The sequence below is a fragment of the Streptomyces sp. NPDC003635 genome, from assembly GCF_053587635.1.
Map to the genome: position 1 here is coordinate 1 of NZ_JBSFOK010000022.1, position 18,128 is coordinate 18,128.

Consider the following 18,128-nt stretch of genomic DNA (forward strand, 5'->3'; position numbering starts at 1 on the left):
GAAGGTGCGCTTGCTCACTCGGGGGCTCCAGAAATCAAATCGGTGGTGGCGGGTGGAACCGCGCCTGCCGGTCGCCGTGGTGGCGCCGACCGCGGGCGCCTCGGCCGGGGTCCGGCGGTCCGAGCCACGGCCGGCCGTACCGCGAGCGGCACCTGCCGCCGCTCCGGCCCGACCCCCGGTGCGGCGCCGGGACTGCTTGCCTGGTTCGCCGCCGTTCTTGCGGTTCGCTCGGGACACCGCCGGGGGCGTGGGTTCGGGGACCTCGATCGTGACCGGTACACCGGAGGGCTCGCGGGCGCCGGTGATGGTGGCCAGCGCCGTGTCGCCGGATGTGACGCGGGCGGTCCGGGGGCGGATGCCCGCGTGCGACATGAGCTGGGTGACATCCCGCTTCTGGTCGGGCAGCACCAGCGTGACCACGCTGCCGGAGCCGCCGGCGCGGGCCGTACGGCCGCCCCGGTGGAGGTAGTCCTTGTGGTCGGTGGGGGGATCGACGTTGACCACGAGGTCGAGATCGTCGACGTGTATGCCCCGGGCCGCGACGTTCGTCGCGACCAGTGCGGTGACCTGGCCGTTCTTGAACTGCTCCAGCGTGCGGTTGCGCTGCGGCTGGGAGCGGCCGCCGTGCAGTGCCGCGGCGCGGACGCCGACGGCCAGCAGGCGCTTGGCGAGCCGGTCGGCGGAGCGCTTGGTGTCGAGGAAGAGGATGACCCGGCCGTCACGCGCGGCGATGCGCGTGGTGACCGCCTTCTTGTCGGTCTCGTCCAGGACATGGAGCACGTGGTGCTCCATGGTGGTCACCGCGCCCGCGGACGGATCCACCGAGTGGACCACGGGGTCGGTCAGGAACCGTTGCACAAGGCGGTCGATGTTGCGGTCCAACGTGGCGGAGAAGAGCATGCGCTGCCCGTCGGGCCGCACCTGCTCGATCACCTTGGTGATCTGGGGCAGGAAGCCCATGTCGGTCATCTGGTCGGCTTCGTCCAGCACCGTGATGCGCACGTCACCGAGGACGCAGTCGCCGCGTTCCACCAGGTCGTTGAGCCGACCGGGGGTCGCCACCAGGACCTCTGCGCCGCGCCGGAGCTGGCCGGCCTGCTTGGTGATGGACAGCCCGCCGACCACGGTGGCCGTGCGGAGGTTGACCGCCGTCGCGTACGGAGACAGCGCGTCCGTCACCTGCTGGGCGAGTTCCCGGGTGGGCACCAGCACGAGGGCCAGCGGCGCCTTGGGCTCCGCCCGCAGTCCGGCCGTACGGGCCAGCAGCGCGAGACCGAACGCCAGGGTCTTGCCGGAGCCGGTGCGGCCCCGTCCCAGCAGGTCACGCCCGGCGAGCGAGTTCGGCAGCGTGGCGGCCTGGATGGGGAAGGGGGTGGTGACGCCCTGCGCGGTGAGGGTCTTCAGGATGCCCGCGGGCAGGCCCATCCCGGCGAAGTCCTCGACGGGAGGAAGCGCGGGCGTGGTGTTTTCCGGCAGTCGGAATTCCCTGGGAGCCGATACGGACGGTGAGGGTGACGAGGGGCGCCGGTTCGACTTCTGGGGCCTGCGGGGCATGCGGTGTTTTGCCTTCCTGGAGACAGCACAGACCGGGGTCCGCACCGTGACGGTGCGGACCCCGGTCGAGCGGATTCGCGTCCGGGCGATCAGGCGGGGGTGATGTTCTCCGCCTGCGGGCCCTTCTGGCCCTGCGTGACGTCGAAGGAGACCCGCTGGCCCTCGTGGAGCTCACGGAAGCCCTGCGCCGCGATGTTCGAGTAGTGGGCGAAGACGTCGGGGCCGCCGCCGTCCTGCTCGATGAAGCCGAAACCCTTTTCGGCGTTGAACCACTTGACGGTTCCCTGTGCCATGACCTTCTCCTTCTGTAGGCAGAGGCCCCATCCGGAGATGCCGGAAAACAAATAATGCGCCCGAAGGAGTATTCCCGTCAGGCGCACATAGGTTCATGGGTACCACAACTGCAATACCTGAACTCTAGCACAGATCGGGGACCGTCGTGGATCTTCGACGCCGACAGGAGCCGCCATAGGCCGCGCGCTCATGTCCGGCGGGCGGTGACCAGGGCGAAGGAGAGGAATTCCCCGCCGTCCTCCATCAGCATGTCGATCACCGGCTGGTTGGCCTCGACGCCGTCCGGCCGTGCTTCGGCGCAGGCCCGCGCCCACAGCAGCCAGTCCCGCCAGGCGTCCTTCTGCAGGCGCGCTGAGGTGACGTCCACCAGTTCGGTGATCTCCCACTGGAAGCGCCACCACTCGGGCGTGTGCCAGGCCAGGGCCTCCCAGCCGACCACGCGCTTGATGTGGGCCGGAATCGCCCCGAGTTCACGCACCTCCCGGGTCATGCCGGGCGTCGCCACGCCCAGTTGACCACCGGGGCGCAGGAAGCGGACCAGGTAGGGCAGGTAGCCGTCGGCCGTACCGAAGTACTCGAACGCGTCGATGCTCACGATCGCGTCGAAGCTGTCCGGCTCGAACGGCAGTGCATGAGCTTCCGCCCGTACGGCCGTCACCCGATCGGAGACCCCCGCCGCGGCGAAGACCGCCGTCGCCTCCTCTGCCGGTATCCACCAGTCCGCGGCGACGACCTCCACGCCGTACTCCCGGGCCAGGAACACCGACGTGGCGCCCTTGCCCGAGCCGAGGTCCAGGACCTTCATCCCGGGACGCAGGTCAAGATCCCGGGCCAGGTCCTCCAGCAGCCACAGCGGATTGGGCCCCATGTCGAGGCCCACGAGCCAGGCCGGGTCGTAGCGCGACGCACGGGGGTACCGGTCCGGACGTACAAGATCAGTCAGTGCGGTCACGGGCACCCACTCAAGCCGACGTACGCGCGGGCGCACAATCGGTTTACGCGGCCGCGTCGAGAACGTCCCGTCCGGCGCGGGCCCAGGTCTCCCGCGGGTCGAAGGTGTCGGTGGACCAGGTCCTGGACGTCGGCGGTTCTGAACGTGCGGTCACTTGAGGTGGGCGAAGACCACGAGGTTGTCCGTGTAGTCCTGGGCCGCGCGGTTGTAGTCGCCCGCGCAGGTGATGAGCCGGACCTGGGCCTGGGGGGTGTCGCCGTAGACCCGCTGGTCGGGGAAGTCGTCCTTGGCGAAGGTCTCCACGCTGTCGACCACGAAGGTCGCGGTGCGTCCGTCGGCCCGCTTCACGTGGAAGACATCACCCTTGTCCATCTCCCCGAGGTCCGCGAACACGGCTGGTGAGGTGGCCGTGTCGACGTGGCCGGCGATGACCGAGGTACCCCGTTCCCCGGGGGAAGCCCCTTTCGCGAACCAGCCGACGAGGTTGACGTCGTCCGCGGGCGGGGGATCGAGTTGCCCCGAGCGGCCGATGGCCAGCGGCGTGAAGGGGGCGTCGACATCGATCTTCGGGATGAGCAGCCGCACGGGCTTCGAACGGGGCAGGTGCTTGGACGCCGGACGGTCCGCCGGTCCACCCGCCGGTCGGCCTGATGGCGGAGCCGACGCCGCCGACCGCGCCGGAGACGGCTGGGAGGAGGTGCTGGACGGCTCGTCGTCGCCGAAAACAATGATGGCCAACACAGTGAGGGCCACGGCCAACAGGATCAGCAAGCGGGTTCGGAACCCCGATGCCGGCTGAGCCGTATCGGCGTCGGCATCGGTGCGGGAAGTAGGACGAGCTGCCATCGGGACACCACCTCACCTGGGCACAGCAGCGGAGCGGACGAACTATGTGGGGGCCGCGGGGCCGCCACGCGGCACACGCGTGGCGGCCGCGGCGGCTATGTCATCCGGCATGGTCAGGCCACGCTTCCGGCCGTCTTCTTCCGGCGCGCCGCGTACAGACCGGTGCCGGCGACAGCCAGGACCGCCAGCCCACCGGCGGTCACCGTCGGCGAGGCCAGTCCGCCGCCACCGGTGTGCATGCCGCCCTTGGGCTTCTCGTGGTCACCCTTCCAGGAGCCGTCCTCGTGCTTACCGCTCCAGTCGTCCTCGTGCTTGCCGCCCCAGGAGTCCTCCTTCTTGCCGTCCCAGGACTCCTCGTCGTGCTTGCCGCCGTACGAGTCTTCCCTGTCCCCGTGCTCCTTGCCGCCGCCGTGCTCCTTGTCGCCGTGCTCCTCCTGCGGGGCGTTCACCGCGGAGAGCGCGCCGCCGCCGGTGTGCATGCCGCCGCGCGGGTGGCTCGACTCCTTGCCGTGGTCCTTGCCGTGCTCCTTGTCGTGGTCCTTGCCGTGCTCCTCGCCGTACTCCTTGCCGTGCTCCTTGCTGTACGAGGAGTCCTCGTGGTCCCAGTCGTCTCCGGCGGCGTAGGCGCCGGGAGCACCGAGGAGGACGACGGCCGAAGCCGCCGCCGTGGCGAGCAGAGTGCGTGCAGAACGCATCTGACATCCCTTTCTGCCGATGGGCGGGCCGCTGATGCTGCATCAACTGGTTGGTCCCGCCTCGACGTGATCCACGGTCAGCGGGGAACGCGGCGCTCGCCACTCAGGGCGACCCGCCGGGTGACGGGCCGTCGGCTGTCTGCCGGAACGTCAAGCCTTGGCCAGAATCGGCGGGCCACACTCGGGGGCAGCCCACTCGTTCCCTACGCGCCGGTACACCCTCCGGCGGCGGCGGATCGGCGACAGGCCGACCTGGCACCCGACGCCGCGGGGTCTTCCCCTGCGGCGACTGCGGTCACTGGTCGTCGGGGGAGGCCTGTCGGGCGAGGAACTCCTCGAAGGCCGCCTTCTGCCGCGGATCCATGAAACTCTGCTGGACATCGCGGGCCTTCTCCTGGAGCCAGTGCGCCTCGTCGGGGTTGAGGAGCTCGGCGACCACCACGCCTCCACGAGCGACCGCCGTGCGGCTTCCCGCGCGACGGCGGAAGAGCGTGAACTCGCCGAATTCCGCCGGATGGGCCAGTTCCCGCTGCCCGGCCCCGGTCCCGCTCCCGCTCCGCGCGTCACCGGGCACGTAAGCGGTCGGCGCCCAGTGCTCCCAGCGCGCCAGCGTGGCCGCGGGTACGAGGACGACGCGCTCGGTTTCTCCGCTCCCCTCCCACAGGAAAGTGACATGGACGGGCTCGCCCACCGACTCGGCCAGCCCGAGCACCCTCTCCACCTCATCGTTGATCGGGTAAGACACCACCACATCGATCTCAATCCCCATGACGCCCGAGGCTACTGACCGCCCTCGAACACCCGTGCACGGCTCCCACGCTTGGCCATAGGCTCCGGGCGTGACGGATCACGGCATCGAGTTCCCTGCGTTCCGGCTGCATGTCGTGACCGCGGTTCTGGCCCTCGCGAGTCCCTCCTGGCAGCGTGAAGTCTGGCTGCGCCCGGAGGAGTTCGAGGACGTGGACCACGTGGTCCACGTTCTGTTCGACGACTTCTGCGACGCCGACGATCCAGGGCCGTACCTGGGCAAGAGCCTTCGGACCGAAGACGAAGTAGTGCTCATGCGGAAGCTGGGGGAGGTCTATTCCCTGGTGCAGGAGGAGGTCGGTCCCGCTGCCCCGGACGAGGTCTTTCTCGATGCTCCCGCCTGGAACGACGTGATCGCGGTCGCGGGCAGGCTGGCTCAGCTGATGGTCACCAACGACCTGCAGGCCGCGGCGCGGCGCACCATGGATGTGTACGAGGCCGTGGACAGTCGGCGGGCCGTGCGGGCGTTCAGTGGTGAGCCGGTGCCCATGGATGTGCTCGGACGGGTGCTGGAGGCGGCTGCGCGGGCTCCGTCGAGTGGGAATCTGCAGCCGTGGCGTGTGTTCGTCGTGAGCGGGGAGCCCTTGGCCGAACTGAAGCGGCGCGCGACGGCCAGGGCCCGGGCGGGGGACCGGGGTGACGAGCGGGAGTACCCGATGTACCCGGCAGAACTGGTCCCGCCGTATCTGGACCGTTTCACCGCCGCTGCCGCGCAGCGGTACGAGGCGCTGGGCATCGACCGCGACGACCCCGACAGGCCGGCGAGAACGGCTGCCCTGAACTCGCAGGCGTTCGGGGCTCCGGTCGTTCTGTTCTGCTACGTCGATCGGACGATGGGGCCCGGGCAGTGGGCGGACGTGGGGATGTACTTGCAGACCGTCATGCTGTTGCTGCGCGCGGAAGGGCTGCACAGTTGCCCTCAGGTGATGTGGACCATGTACCGAAAGACCGTCGGCGAGGCTGTCGGGGCCGACGACGACCTCGTTCTGGTCTGCGGTGTCGCCGTCGGGTTCGAGGAGGACGACGTGCCGCCGCTGCGGACCGGCCGCGCGGACCTCGCGGAGACGGTCACCTTCATCGGACCGTGACCCGGTGGCCCGTAACCCTCCACAGGTCTTGCCCAGTTGCTTGCTGTGGTCGAACCGCGTGGAAGGATGTCGCCCGTGACCGGATCGCCTGCCACACCCGTCGCCGAGGGCACGCCTCGCGCCCACGGCCTGGGTGCCCGTGCCGCCGTCCTGCTGGTGTTCGCCTCCTCGGCGGCGGTCCTGGTGGTCGAGATCGTCGCCCTGCGGCTGCTGGCCCCGTACCTCGGTCTTACCCTCGAGACCAGCACGATGGTGATCGGCATCGCCCTCACCGCCATCGCGTTCGGTTCCTGGCTGGGCGGTGTCATCGCCGACCAGGTCAATCCACGCCGGCTCATCGGCCCCGCGCTCGGGGTGTCGGGAGTCGTGGTGGCGCTCACCCCCGCCGTGCTGCGCACCACGGCGGAATGGGCCCCGACGCTGCTGTTGTTGATCGCGGCGCTGACCATTCTGGTGCCCGGCGCGATGCTGTCCGCGGTGACGCCGATCGTGACCAAGCTGCGGCTGACCAGCCTCGCCGAGACCGGCACGGTGGTCGGCCGGCTGTCCGGCGTCGGCACGGTCGGCGCCATCTTCGGCACCGTCCTCACCGGCTTCGTCCTGGTGTCGCGGCTGTCGGTCAGCGGGATACTGATCGGCCTCGGGACCCTGCTGGTGGTCGGCTCGGCGTTGGTCGAGTGGCGCACGCGCGGCTGGACCGGGACCCCGGCGCTGGCGTGTGTGCTCGTGGCCGGCGGCCTCGCCGCCACGGTCGCGCCGGGCAGCTGCGACACGGAGACGCGGTACCACTGCGCGCGGGTGGTCGCGGACCCCGATCGGCCCGGTGGCCGCACCCTCTTGCTGGACGGCCTGCGCCACTCCTACGTCGACGTCGACGACCCCACCTTCCTGAAGTTCGCGTACGTGCGCGCCATCGCGTCGGTGGTCGACGCGGCCTTTCCCGAAGGGCAGCCGCTGACGGCCTATCACGTGGGCGGTGGCGGGCTCACGCTCCCGCGCTACCTCGCGGCAACCCGCCCGGGGACGCGCAGCCTTGTCTCCGAGATCGACGACGGGGTCGTACGCATCAACCGCGACCAGCTCGGTCTGGGCTCGCCGGCCGGGATGGACGTACGCGCCGAGGACGCCAGGCTGGGTCTGCGGCGACTGGACGCGGGCAGCCGTGACCTCGTCGTCGGCGACGCGTTCGGGGGCGTCAGCGTGCCGTGGCACCTCACCACGGCGGAGGCGATGACGGACGTACGGCGCGTGCTCGACGAGGACGGCCTGTACGTCGCCAACCTCATCGACCACGGGCGGCTGTCCTTCGCCCGCGCGGAAGTGGCCACCCTCGCCGAGACCTTCGAGCACGTGGCCCTGGTCGGCAAGCCGGTCGACATCGGCCTCGATCCGGCCGCCGCTGCCGAGGGCGGCAACCTGGTCGTCATCGCCTCCGACCGGCCCGTCGACCTCTCCGCGACCCAGGAAGCGCTGGACACCCGCAGGACCGGCTGGAAGATCAGCACCGGCGACGACCTCACCACCTGGATCGGCGACGCCCAGCCGCTCACCGACGACTACGCACCCGTCGACCAGCTCCTGCAGCCCTACAGCCCGCAAAGCGGCCGGTGACCGAGGAGTCCTACGCCCGGCGGCGCGCGCCGGGTCCCGGGCGGGCGGAGACGTCTCTGGGGGACAGGGCGACGTGTTCCTCGGCGCATTCGACGACGACGCGGACCGGCGCCTCGCAGCCCACGTGCCGCATGTCGACGACCGGGCCCGCGGGGTCGGCCGCGTAGGCCTCGCCCCACTGGCCCAGCGCGACGAGCACGGGCCACAGGTCCCAGCCCTTGCGGGTCAGCCTGTACTCGTTGCGGGAGCGGCTGCCCGGCTCCTGGTAGGGGACCGTCCTGAGGACACCGGCCTCGGTCAGCTTGCGGAGCCGGTCGCTCAGGACCGCTTCCGACAGCCCGATGTGGCGCCGGAAGTCGTCGAACCGTCGTATGCCGTTGGCGGCGTCCCGCAGGACCGACAGCGTCCACTTTTCTCCGACCAGATCGAGGGTGCTCTGGACGGGACAGTTCTCCGTGCTGACGTCGAGCCACTCCATGCCCCCATGTTAAGCGCTGACTTCTTCTTTGACAGTCAGGGGAGCGCCGGGCTAGCTTCGATCGACGAAGTCAGCGGAGAGGACGCCGAAACATGGGACGCACACGTACCTACGAATGGGACGACCCCGCGACCAGTGCCGCCGCGGTGGGACGCGGCTCCGGCATGGACTTCCTGTCGGAGATGCTGTCGGGCCGCCTGCCCGCGCCGCCGATCTCCGCGACCCTCGACTTCACGCTCGACGAGGTGGCGGAGGGCAGAGCGGTGTTCTCGATGACGCCGGGGGAGGAGCACTACAACCCGATCGGCAGCGTGCACGGCGGTGTCTACGCGACCCTGCTCGACTCGGCGGCGGGCTGCGCCGTACAGACCACGCTTCCGCCCGGCATGGGCTACACCTCGCTCGACCTGAACGTGAAGTTCCTCAGGCGCGTCACCGCGGACACCGGCACGGTCCGGGCCATCGGCACGGTCGTCAACCGGGGTCGGCAGACCGCGCTCGCCGAGGCCAGGCTGGTCGACGCTGAGGACCGCCTGCTCGCGCACGCCACGAGCAGCTGCCTGATATTCCCCGTGCCTCCCGCGGCGACCTGAGCGGCGGGCACGAAGGGCTCGGTACCCGACTTCCCCGGCCGGGCCCAGTACCTTTCTGTGTGATGTACAGGCGGTTCGGCCGCCGTCGCGCGGAAGGAACTGGTCCTGAACACCCAGCTCGCGGAGTCGCTCTCCGTGGCCCTGCTCGTCCTGGTGCTGGCCTGTGCGGTCATCCGCCCCTTCGGATGGCCGGAGGCGGTGGTCGCCGTCCCGGCCGCCGCCCTGTTGATCGGCACCGGCGCGATCCCCCTGCACGACGCGCTGGACGAGGTGGAACAACTCGGGCCGGTGATCGGCTTCCTGGCGGCCGTACTGGTACTGGCTCAGCTCTGTGACGACGACGGGCTGTTCCACGCGTGCGGAGCCTGGATGGCGCGCAGCGCGGCGGGACAGCCACGGCGTCTGCTGGGGCAGGTGTTCCTCGCCGCGTCGGCGATCACGGCGGTACTCAGCCTGGACGCCACGGTGGTGCTGCTCACCCCGGTGGTGTTCGCCACCGCGGCCCGACTCGGGGCACGCCCCAAACCGCATGTGTACGCCTGCACCCACCTGTCGAACACGGCCTCACTGCTGCTGCCCGTCTCGAACCTGACGAATCTGCTGGCGTTCGCGGCCAGCGGGCTGAGCTTCACCCGGTTCGCCGCGCTGATGGCTCTGCCGTGGGTCGCCGCGATCGCGGTCGAGTACGTCGTCTTCCGCCGCTTCTTCGCCACCGATCTGGACGCCGGGGCCCAGGCCCCCTCCGTCGCCGAGACACCGCGGCTGCCGATGTTCTCGCTGGTGACCGTGGGGTGCACGCTGGCCGGGTTCGTGCTGACCTCGGCGGTCGGGGTCGACCCGGCCTGGGCGGCCACGGCGGGCGCGCTGGTCCTCGCCGTGCGAGCCCTGCTCCGGCGCCGCACCACGCCACGGGCCCTGCTCAGCGCCGCCTCCGTTCCCTTCCTCGCCTTCGTGCTCGCCCTGGGGGTCGTGGTGCGGGCGGTCGTGGACAACGGGCTCGATGACGCACTGGGGCGGCTCATTCCCGCGGGCACCGGGCTGCCGGAACTACTGGCCGTCGCCGCGCTGGCCGCCGTACTCGCGAACGTGATCAACAATCTGCCCGCCGTACTGGTGCTGCTGCCGCTGACCGCCCCGTCGGGGCCCGGTGCCGTGCTCGCCGTCCTGCTGGGGGTGAACATCGGCCCCAATCTCACCTATGCGGGCTCGCTGGCCACCTTGCTGTGGCGGCGCATCGTCCACGCCCACGACGGTGAGGTGCAGTTGAAGGAGTTCACCCGGCTCGGCGTGTACGCGGTACCGGCGAGTCTGGGGGCGGCGGTACTGGCACTGTGGGTCTCGCTGACCGTGATCGGAGGAGGCTGAGCCCATGGCCGTGGTCGTCTGGATCGTCGAGGGCACCTGGCCCGCCTGCGTGGACGCCGCCCGCGACCACGCCCCGGCGGACGCCGCGATCGTCCTGCTGCACGTCACCCCGGCCGACGTCCCCGGCGCGGCGCACGGCGCCTTCGCCGGACTGCTGGGCCGTGGGCATCCCGAGCGTGACCCGGGCACGCGCGTGGAGCACCTCGCCGCCGTCTCCGGGCAGGAACTGCTCGAAGCCGCAGCCGAACGCCTGGGGCGGCCCTGTACGCACAGCGAGCGCACCGGCCGCGTGGAGCGTGAGGTCGTCGCCGCGGCCGAGGGCTGTGACCTGCTCATCCTGGCCCGCGACGGTGACCGCACCCACCTCGGACCGCACAGCCTCGGCCCCGCGGGCCGTTTCGTCGTCGACCACGCCCCGTGTCCGGTGCTGCTGGTCTGGCCGGAGCCGTCGCCGGACCTGTCCACCCTGCCGCCCTCGCCGCCTCGTCCCTGACCGGTGGCGGCAGGGGTGGGAACGGTGAAGCAAGGCCGTGCGCCTGCCCGCGGTGCGTCACCGCGGTGAGCACCCTCAGGGACCTTGTCAGTCGGCTTCCGGCGGGACGGGGGTGGCCTGGTGGTAGTACATCCGCCAGCCCGTGCCGTCGCTCCGCGCGCGCCAGAGCGAGCTGCGGCGAGCCCGCCGTCCGTCGATCACGGTCTCGTAGGTGAGGTGCACCAGCCCGGGTGCCAGTACGACGCCCGTGAAGTCCGACGGCCGGTAGCGCGGACCGTTCTCGGTAGCGCCCGCCATCTGCGGCAGCGCGGCGAGCATCTCGTCGTAGGTCCATCGCCGGCCGGACGCCCCGACCTCGACGAACTCGGGGTCCAGCAGCTCCGCGGCCAGGGATCGCGACGCGCGCACGGTGGGGTCCAGGAGGCGCAGCTCGCCTTCGACGGCCTGCGTCACCTCGTCCGGTGCATGGTTCACCGTCGCATTCTCCCTCTGGCCGCCCGGTGCCGTGCACCGGTGAGGGCCGGGAAAGCCCGGCCCTCACCGTCACGTGTCCCGCACGGGACTCCTATCGGTCACTCCTACGGTCAGGGAAGGGTCCATTTCTGGTTGGGGCCGGTGTGGCAGGTCCACAGGTGGACGGCGGTGCCGTCGTTCCAGGTGCCGCCGGACGCGTCGAGGCACTTGCCGGACTGGGGGTTGCGGACGGTGCCGTCGGGTTGGGGTGCCCACTTCTGGGCGCCGGTGTTGTTGCAGGTCCAGAGCTGGATCCTGGTGCCGTCGGCGGAGCCGCCGCCGGAGACGTCCAGGCACTTGCCCAGCGCCTTGAACGTGCCGTCCCCGGCGATGGTCCAGTTCTGCGCTGTGGAGCTGTTGCAGGTCCACAGCTGGACCTTCGTACCGTCGGCGGTGTTGGCGTTGTCGACGTCCAGGCACTTGCCGTTGACGCCCTTCACCGCACCCGAGCGAGGACCGGGCGGTGTGCCGCCCGCCGCGTCGATGCGGATGTTGCGGAACGCGACGTCGTCGCCGTCACCGTGGTTCTGGATGCCGATGTGGCCCTGCTTCAGGCTGCGGGCGGGGTCGGTGTTGGTGAAGTCGTTGATCTTGCGGCCGTTGAGGAAGATCTCCAACCGTTCGCCGGTGACCCGGAGTTCGTACGTGTTCCACTCGCCCGGCGGGTTCAGCGCGGCGTCGCGGGCCGCGATGTCGGCGGACTTGAACCCGTACACCGCGCCGGTGGTGCGGTCGGCCGCGTCGGTGGCGTCGATCTGGATCTCGTAGCCGTTGTTCACCGCCGACCAGGGGTCGTCGGAGGCGGGGAAGCCGATGAAGACACCGGAGTTGTCGTCGCCGGCGGCCTTCCAGTCGAGCTTGAGCGAGTAGTCGCCGGTGAACTCCTCGGCGGCGTACCAGAGCATGCCCAGTCCGCCGTAGGAGGTGAGACTGCCGTCGGCGTGGGTGAAGCCGCCCGGGCCCGCCTGCCGCCAGCCGGTGGTGGACGAGCCGTCGAACAGGGAGGTGTAGCCGGTCTCGGGGCGGCAGTCCGCCTCGGTCATTCCGGCCGCCCAGCGGATGCCGCCGAGGAGGTGACGGCGGAAGGCGGCTTCGCCGTAGGACTCATCGGTGTGGCCGCCGCCGGTGTAGAAGGCCCGGCCGCCCTGGTAGTCCTTGCACCATGCGATGGGGTGGTCCCCGGACATGTTGCCGCCTGTGTAGCTGGACTCGTCCAGGGAGGCGAGCACGTGGGCGGTGGTGCGGGGGTTGGTGCGGTAGTTGTACCACTCATCGGTGCGCTGCCAGGTGGCGCCGAGGTGGGCGGTGGCGTCGTGGGCCCGGTCCTCCACCTCGACGGTGGCGGACTGGATCGCCGGGTGGGAGTGGAACAGGGCGCCCGCCAGGCCCTCGTAGAAGGGCCAGCCGTACTCGGTGTCGGCCGCCGCGTGGATGCCGACGTAGCCTCCGCCGCCCTTGATGTACTGCTCGAAGGCGGTCTGCTGGGCGTCGCCGAGGACGTCACCGGTCGTGGAGAGGAAGACGACCGCCTTGTACTGGCCGAGATTGCCGGTGGTGAAGGCCTGGGGGTCCTCGGACGCGTCGACGGTGAAGTTGTTCTGCGTGCCGAGGGCGCGCAGCGCCGCGATGCCGTCGTCGATCGAGGAGTGCCGGAATCCCGCTGTCCGGGAGAACACGAGGATCTTGTACGCCGGATCGGCGGCCGCCTGTGCCGCGGGGCGGGCGGCCGGCGCGGCCTGTCGGGTCGGGGCGGCCGGTTGATCCGCCGGGACGGGCAGGGCGGTGGCCTGCGGGGTCAGGCAGAGCGCGAGGCCGGTGAACAGGCCGAGAACCGCTGTGAGTCGCGTACGCATGTCAAGTCGCCTCCTTTCTACGGAAGGGTCCACTTCTGGTTGGCGCCGGTGTGGCAGGTCCACAGGTGGACGGCGGTGCCGTCGTTCCAGGTGCCGCCGGACGCGTCGAGGCACTTGCCGGACTGGGGGTTGCGGACGGTGCCGTCGGGTTGGGGTGCCCACTTCTGGGCGCCGGTGTTGTTGCAGGTCCAGAGCTGGATCCTGGTGCCGTCGGCGGAGCCGCCGCCGGAGACGTCCAGGCACTTGCCCAGCGCCTTGAACGTGCCGTCCCCGGCGATGGTCCAGTTCTGCGCTGTGGAGCTGTTGCAGGTCCACAGCTGGACCTTCGCTCCGTCGGCGGTGCTGGCGTTGTCGACGTCCAGGCACTTGTCGTTGACGCCCTTCACCGCACCCGAGCGGGGTCCGCCGCCGGAGGTGGTGAAGGAGAACTCGTCGACGTCGAAGAGCGATCCGGCGCCGCCCTTGAAGACCAGGTACAACTGCGTGGTGCCGCCGGGCTGGTTGGTCAGGCCGGCGGTCACGTCCTGGAAGGTCTCCCAGCCGCCGGTCACCGGTACCGTCGCCGTGCCGAGCAGGGCGCCGGTCGGGGATCCGGCGCGGACCTCGATGGTGCCGCCCGCGCCCGCGGAGGAGACCCGGGCGGTGAACTGGGTGGCGTTGTCGAGGGCGTACGGCGTGAAGGAGATCCAGTCGCCGTTGTCGATGTAGCCGACGGTCCTGCCGCCGTGGGCCGGGCCGTGGGTGACGACCTGGACGCCCGCGGAGTCGCCGTAGTGCTCGGCCTGCCGGTGGGAGGGCTGGGTGATGTGCTGGTCGTGGGTGGTCAGCGCGGGCTGGCCGCTCGCCCCCTTGTCGGTGTACTCGGCGTCGACGACTCCGAAGATGTTGGCGTTGGGATCGTGTTCGCCGTCGGCCAGGGTCTGCAGCGTGCCCGTGCAGCCGGTGGCCGAGGTCTGCGGGTGGCCGTGACTGTCGTGTCCGACGATGAAGGAGACCTTCACCTTGGAGCAGTCGATGGTGCCGTCCTCGGGGTCGGTCACCGTCACCTTGAACGGGATCGCGGCACCGAAGTCGTAGATACGGCCGTCAGCGGGCAGGTCGATCCTCACGGTGGGGGCGGTGTTGCCGACCGTGATCTGCACGGAGGCAGTCGCGGTCTTGCCGGTCGGGTCCGTCACCTTCAGGGTCGCCGTGTACTGGCCGTTGGCCGTGTAGGTGTGCGAAGGGTTGGCGGCGGTGGAGGTCGCGCCGTCGCCGAAGGTCCAGGCGTAGCTGAGAGCGCCGCCGTCCGGGTCCGCGCTGCCGGACGAGGAGAAGGTGACCGCCAGCGGGGCCTTCCCGGAGGTGACGTTCGCCTTGGCCTGCGCGATCGGGGCGAGGCCGTCGGTGACGTGTTCGATGCGGTACAGGGCGGAGTTCGCGTCGCCGTTGAAGTAGCCGGTGCCGTAGTCGAGGACGTACAGGGCGCCGTCCGGGCCGAAGGCCAGGTCCATCACCTGGGTGCCGCTCCAGGGGAAGGGGTTGATGGACTGCACGGTGCCGTCGCCGGCCGCCTCGATGCGTTTGATCCAGCGGCGGCCGAACTCGCCGGCGAAGTAGTCGCCGTCGTACTCCTGGGGGAACTTGACCTCGGAGGTGGAGGCGGCGTCGTAGCGGTAGACCGGGCCGCCCATCGGGGACTCGGAACCGCCGCCGAACTCCGGTACGGACGTGCCGTTGTAGGGGATCCAGGCCGGCTGCGCCGGAGGCAGGTCGGTCAGGCCGGTGTTGCGCGGTGAGGTGTTCTTGGGCGCGGAACAGGCGAACTTGGCGCCCGAGGCACCGGTGGCGAAGTCGTAGTCGGTGTAGGCGTCGTTCTTGCCGGTGCAGTACGGCCAGCCGAAGTTGCCCGCCTGGGTGATGCGGTTGAACTCGACCTGGCCCTCGGGTCCCCGTCCGGCTGAGGCGGTTCCGGCGTCGGGGCCGTAGTCGCCGAGATAGACGATGCCGGTGGCCTTGTCCACGCTCATGCGGAAGGGGTTGCGGAAGCCCATCGCGTAGATCTCGGGGCGGGTCTTGGCGGTGCCGGGCGCGAAGAGGTTGCCGCTCGGGATGGAGTACGTCCCATCGGCGTTGACCTTGATCCGCAGCACCTTGCCGCGCAGGTCGTTGGTGTTGCCCGAGGAACGCTGGGCGTCGTAGGCCGGGTTGCGGGTGGCACGCTCGTCGATCGGGGTGTAGCCGTCCGAGGCGAACGGGTTGGAGTCGTCGCCGGTCGACAGGTAGAGGTTGCCCGCCGCGTCGAAGTCGATGTCGCCGCCCACGTGGCAGCAGATGCCGCGCGAGGCCGGCACGTCGAGGATCTTCTTCTCGCTGGTCAGGTCCAGGGTGCCGTCGGTCTTCAGGACGAACCGGGAGAGCCGGTTGACGCCGTCGAAGGGCGCGAAGTCGGAGGCCGACCCGTCGGAGGGGGCGTCGCCGCCGGGCGTGCTCAGTTTGGGGGCGTAGTAGAGGTAGACGAAGCGGTTGGAGGTGAAGGCCGGGTCCGCGGCGATGCCTTGGAGTCCCTCCTCGTCGTGGCTGTAGACGTCGAGCTTGCCGGCCACGGAGGTATTGCCCGCCGCGTCCGTGAGCCGGACGGTGCCGTCGCGCGAGGTATGCAGGACCGAGCGGTTCGGCAGGACGGCGAGGGTCATCGGCTCGCCCGTCTCGGCCACGCCTTTGGCGAGCGTGACCTGCTGGAACTCCGCGGCCGCCGCGTTCGCGCCGTCGGCCGGATCCGGCGCCGCCGCGGCCGCGGTGCCCGGTGTGAGGCAGCCGGCGGCACACAGCACTGCCAGGGCCAAGGAACGGACGAGTCTGGGTCTGAGCTGTCTCGTGCGCACAGACGTCTCCCGAGGTGTGGGGATGGCAGCAGGACACGATCGGTCCTGTCGAGGGAGAAACCGGCGCGCGCCGTCGCGCCGTCGAACCGGGCTTCAGGTGTGTGACCGGTTCATTTCAAGGAAGTTAGCGGCCTTGGTCTGGGCGCGTAACCCCTTTCGCGTCAGATCCTTCGGCTTTTTCCTTGATCAGGACAAAGTGGGGGCGCGGGCAGAGAGGGCTCGCTGGTGAAGACCGGTGCAAGGCGGAGAACCGTGGGCGCCGGGGCGCGGCTCCGCATGCGTCCGGGGCCCTCGTGAGATCGGTGGCGAAATCTCGGAGTCAAGCGCCCAGAGTCGGGGGACTTGGTGTGAAGGCCGGCTCAGCGGCTTTCCCCTAGGGGGCTGACCTGGCCAGGCTCCTCTGGTTCGGACCAGAGCCGGGGGAGCTGGGGGTGGTTCGCGTGGTCATGCGAGGCTGCCCCGCTCGCAGATCTGGCGTGCGACATCGCGGAGTTTGATGTTCTGGGACTGCGAGTACCGGCGCAAGGTGTCGAAAGCCTGCTCCTCGGTGAGGTGGTGGGTGCCCATGAGGATGCCCATGGCCTCGCCGATGGTGTGGCGGGTGGCCATGGCCTGCTCCATCTGGGCGTGTGTACGGGCGCTGGAGAAGGCGACCGCGGCGTGGGAGGCGAGCAGCCAGCCGGCCAGTTCGCTGGTCGGTGTGAAGGCTCCGGGGCTGCGGGAGTAGAGGTTCAGGGCGCCGAGGTCTTCGTCGTCGGTGTAGAGCAGGAAGCCCATCATGCTGCCCACGCCGAGCTTGAGGGCCTGCGGGGCGAAGGCGGGCCAGCGCGGCTGCTCCTGGGTGAAGTCCCGGATACGCAGCACGCGCTCGCCGTTCTGGGCGTGGGCGGCGTCGAAGCAGGGCCCTTCGCCGAGCCGCTCCTGCAGCTGGTCGCTCTTCGTGACGAGTTCCTCGGTGGGCGCCAGCGACTGGATCTTGTTGCTGTGCAGCACCAGGATGCCGGCCGCTTCGCAGCCCTCCACCAGCTCGATCGCCGAAGCGGTGATCCGCTCGAGGGTGCTGTTGAGCGACTCCTGCGACAGCAGGTCCCGCGCCATCGACGCCATCTGCTGCGCGAAACGGGCCCAGTCCATTGCCTCCGCCACCACTCGCTCCGCCTCCCTCGATCCGTGCCCGTAGGGCCCTACCGCTAGGTTCCCATCCTGGACGGGGTTCTGAGTGATGGTGCCCGACGGGTGTCGTCCGAGCGGCGCGAGCGGCGTGGGCCCCGCGCACGTGAAGCCGCCGTCGGCGGACCGGACGGGGGAGGATGCCCGCAAACGGACACTGCCCGGACTGGGAGGGGCGGGCGCGATCAAGCGGCACCGGGTGGAGGTCAGGGCGCGGACCGGCTTTCGTCTGGAGGCCAGGGCGCGACCGGCTTCCCCGTGCGCGGCGCCGAGGACGGCGCCCGGCTGGTGGGCTCGGAGGTCAGCGCCTGCCCCGCATTGGGCGCCTGGTTCAGGAGATCAGCAGCGAGAGGCTTCCGGCGGTCGTGATGTCCTCGCCGAGGAACATCACGATCATCGGAATCAGCAGCTCACCGCCGGCCACGCCCATGACCGCGGTGACGGCACCGGTGCCGAACCCGGCTGCGACTCCGGCGGACATCCGCGCCCAGGGCGGCAGCGCGAGGGCGTCCAAAGTGGGGTGGGTGGCCACGAGGGCCGCGGCCATGAGGACCAGCAGGACCGCCAGCACCCTGTAGAGGGTGATGGTGCGCATCCGGACCGTCCAGGACGCCCCGCCCAGGCGCCGAGGATGCTGTCGGCCGGCAGATCGACCGCGACGGGCCAGCGGGCGGCGACCTCGGCTGCCGGGACCGCGACCAGCCGTGCGGGCAGCGCGACCGCGACCACCACCGGGCTCATCGCCGTGTCCAGGATGACGGCCGCAGGTGCGGCGAATCCGAAGAGGCTGATCAGCGGCGGCAGGCGGAACTCGGCCCCGCCCGGGCCGATCGTCCCGCCCGGAACTCCGATGGCCGACCCGCACCGAACACCGCAGGCGCCGCGGCGTCGAACGGCGGGGACGAAGGGTCTGGTCCGACCTCGACGATGCCCGTGGCCGTCGGAACTCATG

General features: G+C 70.6%; 17 protein-coding genes and 1 pseudogene. 6 read left to right on the forward strand and 12 right to left on the reverse strand.

Features of this window, described 5'->3' with window-relative positions:
• The 6 genes from ACWDRW_RS21225 to ACWDRW_RS21250 form a co-directional block, all read right to left on the reverse strand.
• Window positions 1-1,554 (reverse strand): DEAD/DEAH box helicase (locus ACWDRW_RS21225; RefSeq protein ID WP_451725287.1); only part of this gene is annotated, 1,554 nt, incomplete at its 3' end.
• Window positions 1,555-1,643: 89 nt separating this feature from the next.
• Window positions 1,644-1,847 (reverse strand): cold-shock protein, encoded by a 204-nt coding sequence (locus ACWDRW_RS21230; RefSeq protein WP_451725289.1) that lies wholly within the window; start codon window positions 1,845-1,847, stop codon window positions 1,644-1,646.
• A gap of 188 nt (window positions 1,848-2,035) precedes the next feature.
• Entirely contained in the window at window positions 2,036-2,800 is a 765-nt protein-coding gene (locus tag ACWDRW_RS21235; protein WP_451725291.1) for an SAM-dependent methyltransferase, read from the reverse strand.
• A 150-nt stretch (window positions 2,801-2,950) separates the two neighbouring features.
• Window positions 2,951-3,646 carry a class F sortase gene (locus ACWDRW_RS21240; RefSeq protein ID WP_451725293.1) on the reverse strand — a complete coding sequence of 232 codons (696 nt, stop codon included), beginning with the start codon at window positions 3,644-3,646 and terminating at the stop codon, window positions 2,951-2,953.
• A 113-nt stretch (window positions 3,647-3,759) separates the two neighbouring features.
• Complete coding sequence (locus ACWDRW_RS21245) at window positions 3,760-4,341, reverse strand: hypothetical protein (RefSeq protein WP_451725294.1); 582 nt, start codon at window positions 4,339-4,341, stop codon at window positions 3,760-3,762.
• Between the two features lie 295 nt (window positions 4,342-4,636).
• Window positions 4,637-5,110 (reverse strand): hypothetical protein, encoded by a 474-nt coding sequence (locus ACWDRW_RS21250; protein ID WP_451725296.1) that lies wholly within the window; start codon window positions 5,108-5,110, stop codon window positions 4,637-4,639.
• 70 nt (window positions 5,111-5,180) lie between these two features.
• Between ACWDRW_RS21250 and ACWDRW_RS21255 the strand changes: the two are divergent.
• The 3 genes and pseudogenes from ACWDRW_RS21255 to ACWDRW_RS21265 form a co-directional block, all read left to right on the forward strand.
• Window positions 5,181-5,543 (forward strand): annotated as a pseudogene (locus ACWDRW_RS21255) (SCO4402 family protein); the annotation flags it as partial.
• 27 nt (window positions 5,544-5,570) lie between these two features.
• Window positions 5,571-6,236, forward strand: coding sequence for a nitroreductase (locus ACWDRW_RS21260; protein WP_451725440.1), 666 nt, complete (start codon window positions 5,571-5,573; stop codon window positions 6,234-6,236).
• 75 nt (window positions 6,237-6,311) lie between these two features.
• Entirely contained in the window at window positions 6,312-7,847 is a 1,536-nt protein-coding gene (locus ACWDRW_RS21265) for a fused MFS/spermidine synthase (protein ID WP_451725298.1), read from the forward strand.
• Between the two features lie 10 nt (window positions 7,848-7,857).
• Here ACWDRW_RS21265 and ACWDRW_RS21270 read toward each other — a convergent pair whose 3' ends face one another.
• Complete coding sequence (locus ACWDRW_RS21270; protein ID WP_451725300.1) at window positions 7,858-8,325, reverse strand: winged helix-turn-helix transcriptional regulator; 468 nt, start codon at window positions 8,323-8,325, stop codon at window positions 7,858-7,860.
• 92 nt (window positions 8,326-8,417) lie between these two features.
• Here ACWDRW_RS21270 and ACWDRW_RS21275 point away from each other — a divergent pair, with 92 nt between their 5' ends.
• The 3 genes from ACWDRW_RS21275 (at window position 8,418) to ACWDRW_RS21285 (ending at window position 10,776) form a co-directional block, all read left to right on the forward strand.
• On the forward strand, window positions 8,418-8,918 hold the full coding sequence (locus ACWDRW_RS21275; protein ID WP_451725302.1) for a PaaI family thioesterase: 501 nt from the start codon (window positions 8,418-8,420) through the stop codon (window positions 8,916-8,918).
• A gap of 105 nt (window positions 8,919-9,023) precedes the next feature.
• Window positions 9,024-10,283: an arsenic transporter gene (locus tag ACWDRW_RS21280; protein ID WP_451725442.1), complete on the forward strand. Its 1,260-nt coding sequence runs from the start codon at window positions 9,024-9,026 to the stop codon at window positions 10,281-10,283.
• Window positions 10,284-10,287: 4 nt separating this feature from the next.
• Window positions 10,288-10,776: a universal stress protein gene (locus tag ACWDRW_RS21285; RefSeq protein ID WP_451725304.1), complete on the forward strand. Its 489-nt coding sequence runs from the start codon at window positions 10,288-10,290 to the stop codon at window positions 10,774-10,776.
• Window positions 10,777-10,863: 87 nt separating this feature from the next.
• On the opposite strand, the gene ACWDRW_RS21290 is transcribed toward ACWDRW_RS21285, so the two are convergent.
• The 5 genes from ACWDRW_RS21290 to ACWDRW_RS21310 all read right to left on the reverse strand — a co-directional run bounded on the left by ACWDRW_RS21290 (window position 10,864) and on the right by ACWDRW_RS21310 (window position 17,771).
• The gene (locus ACWDRW_RS21290) at window positions 10,864-11,250 is read right to left on the reverse strand and encodes a nuclear transport factor 2 family protein (protein ID WP_451725306.1); all 387 of its coding nucleotides are present in this window, start codon (window positions 11,248-11,250) and stop codon (window positions 10,864-10,866) included.
• Between the two features lie 110 nt (window positions 11,251-11,360).
• The gene (locus ACWDRW_RS21295; RefSeq protein WP_451725307.1) at window positions 11,361-13,142 is read right to left on the reverse strand and encodes a ThuA domain-containing protein; all 1,782 of its coding nucleotides are present in this window, start codon (window positions 13,140-13,142) and stop codon (window positions 11,361-11,363) included.
• Window positions 13,143-13,159: 17 nt separating this feature from the next.
• Window positions 13,160-16,006 (reverse strand): PQQ-dependent sugar dehydrogenase, encoded by a 2,847-nt coding sequence (locus tag ACWDRW_RS21300; RefSeq protein ID WP_451725308.1) that lies wholly within the window; start codon window positions 16,004-16,006, stop codon window positions 13,160-13,162.
• A 444-nt stretch (window positions 16,007-16,450) separates the two neighbouring features.
• A complete protein-coding gene (locus ACWDRW_RS21305) occupies window positions 16,451-17,140 on the reverse strand; it encodes a GAF and ANTAR domain-containing protein (RefSeq protein ID WP_451725443.1) in 690 nt (229 codons plus the stop codon).
• 367 nt (window positions 17,141-17,507) lie between these two features.
• Window positions 17,508-17,771, reverse strand: coding sequence for a hypothetical protein (locus tag ACWDRW_RS21310; RefSeq protein ID WP_451725309.1), 264 nt, complete (start codon window positions 17,769-17,771; stop codon window positions 17,508-17,510).
• Window positions 17,772-18,128 lie beyond the last annotated feature (357 nt).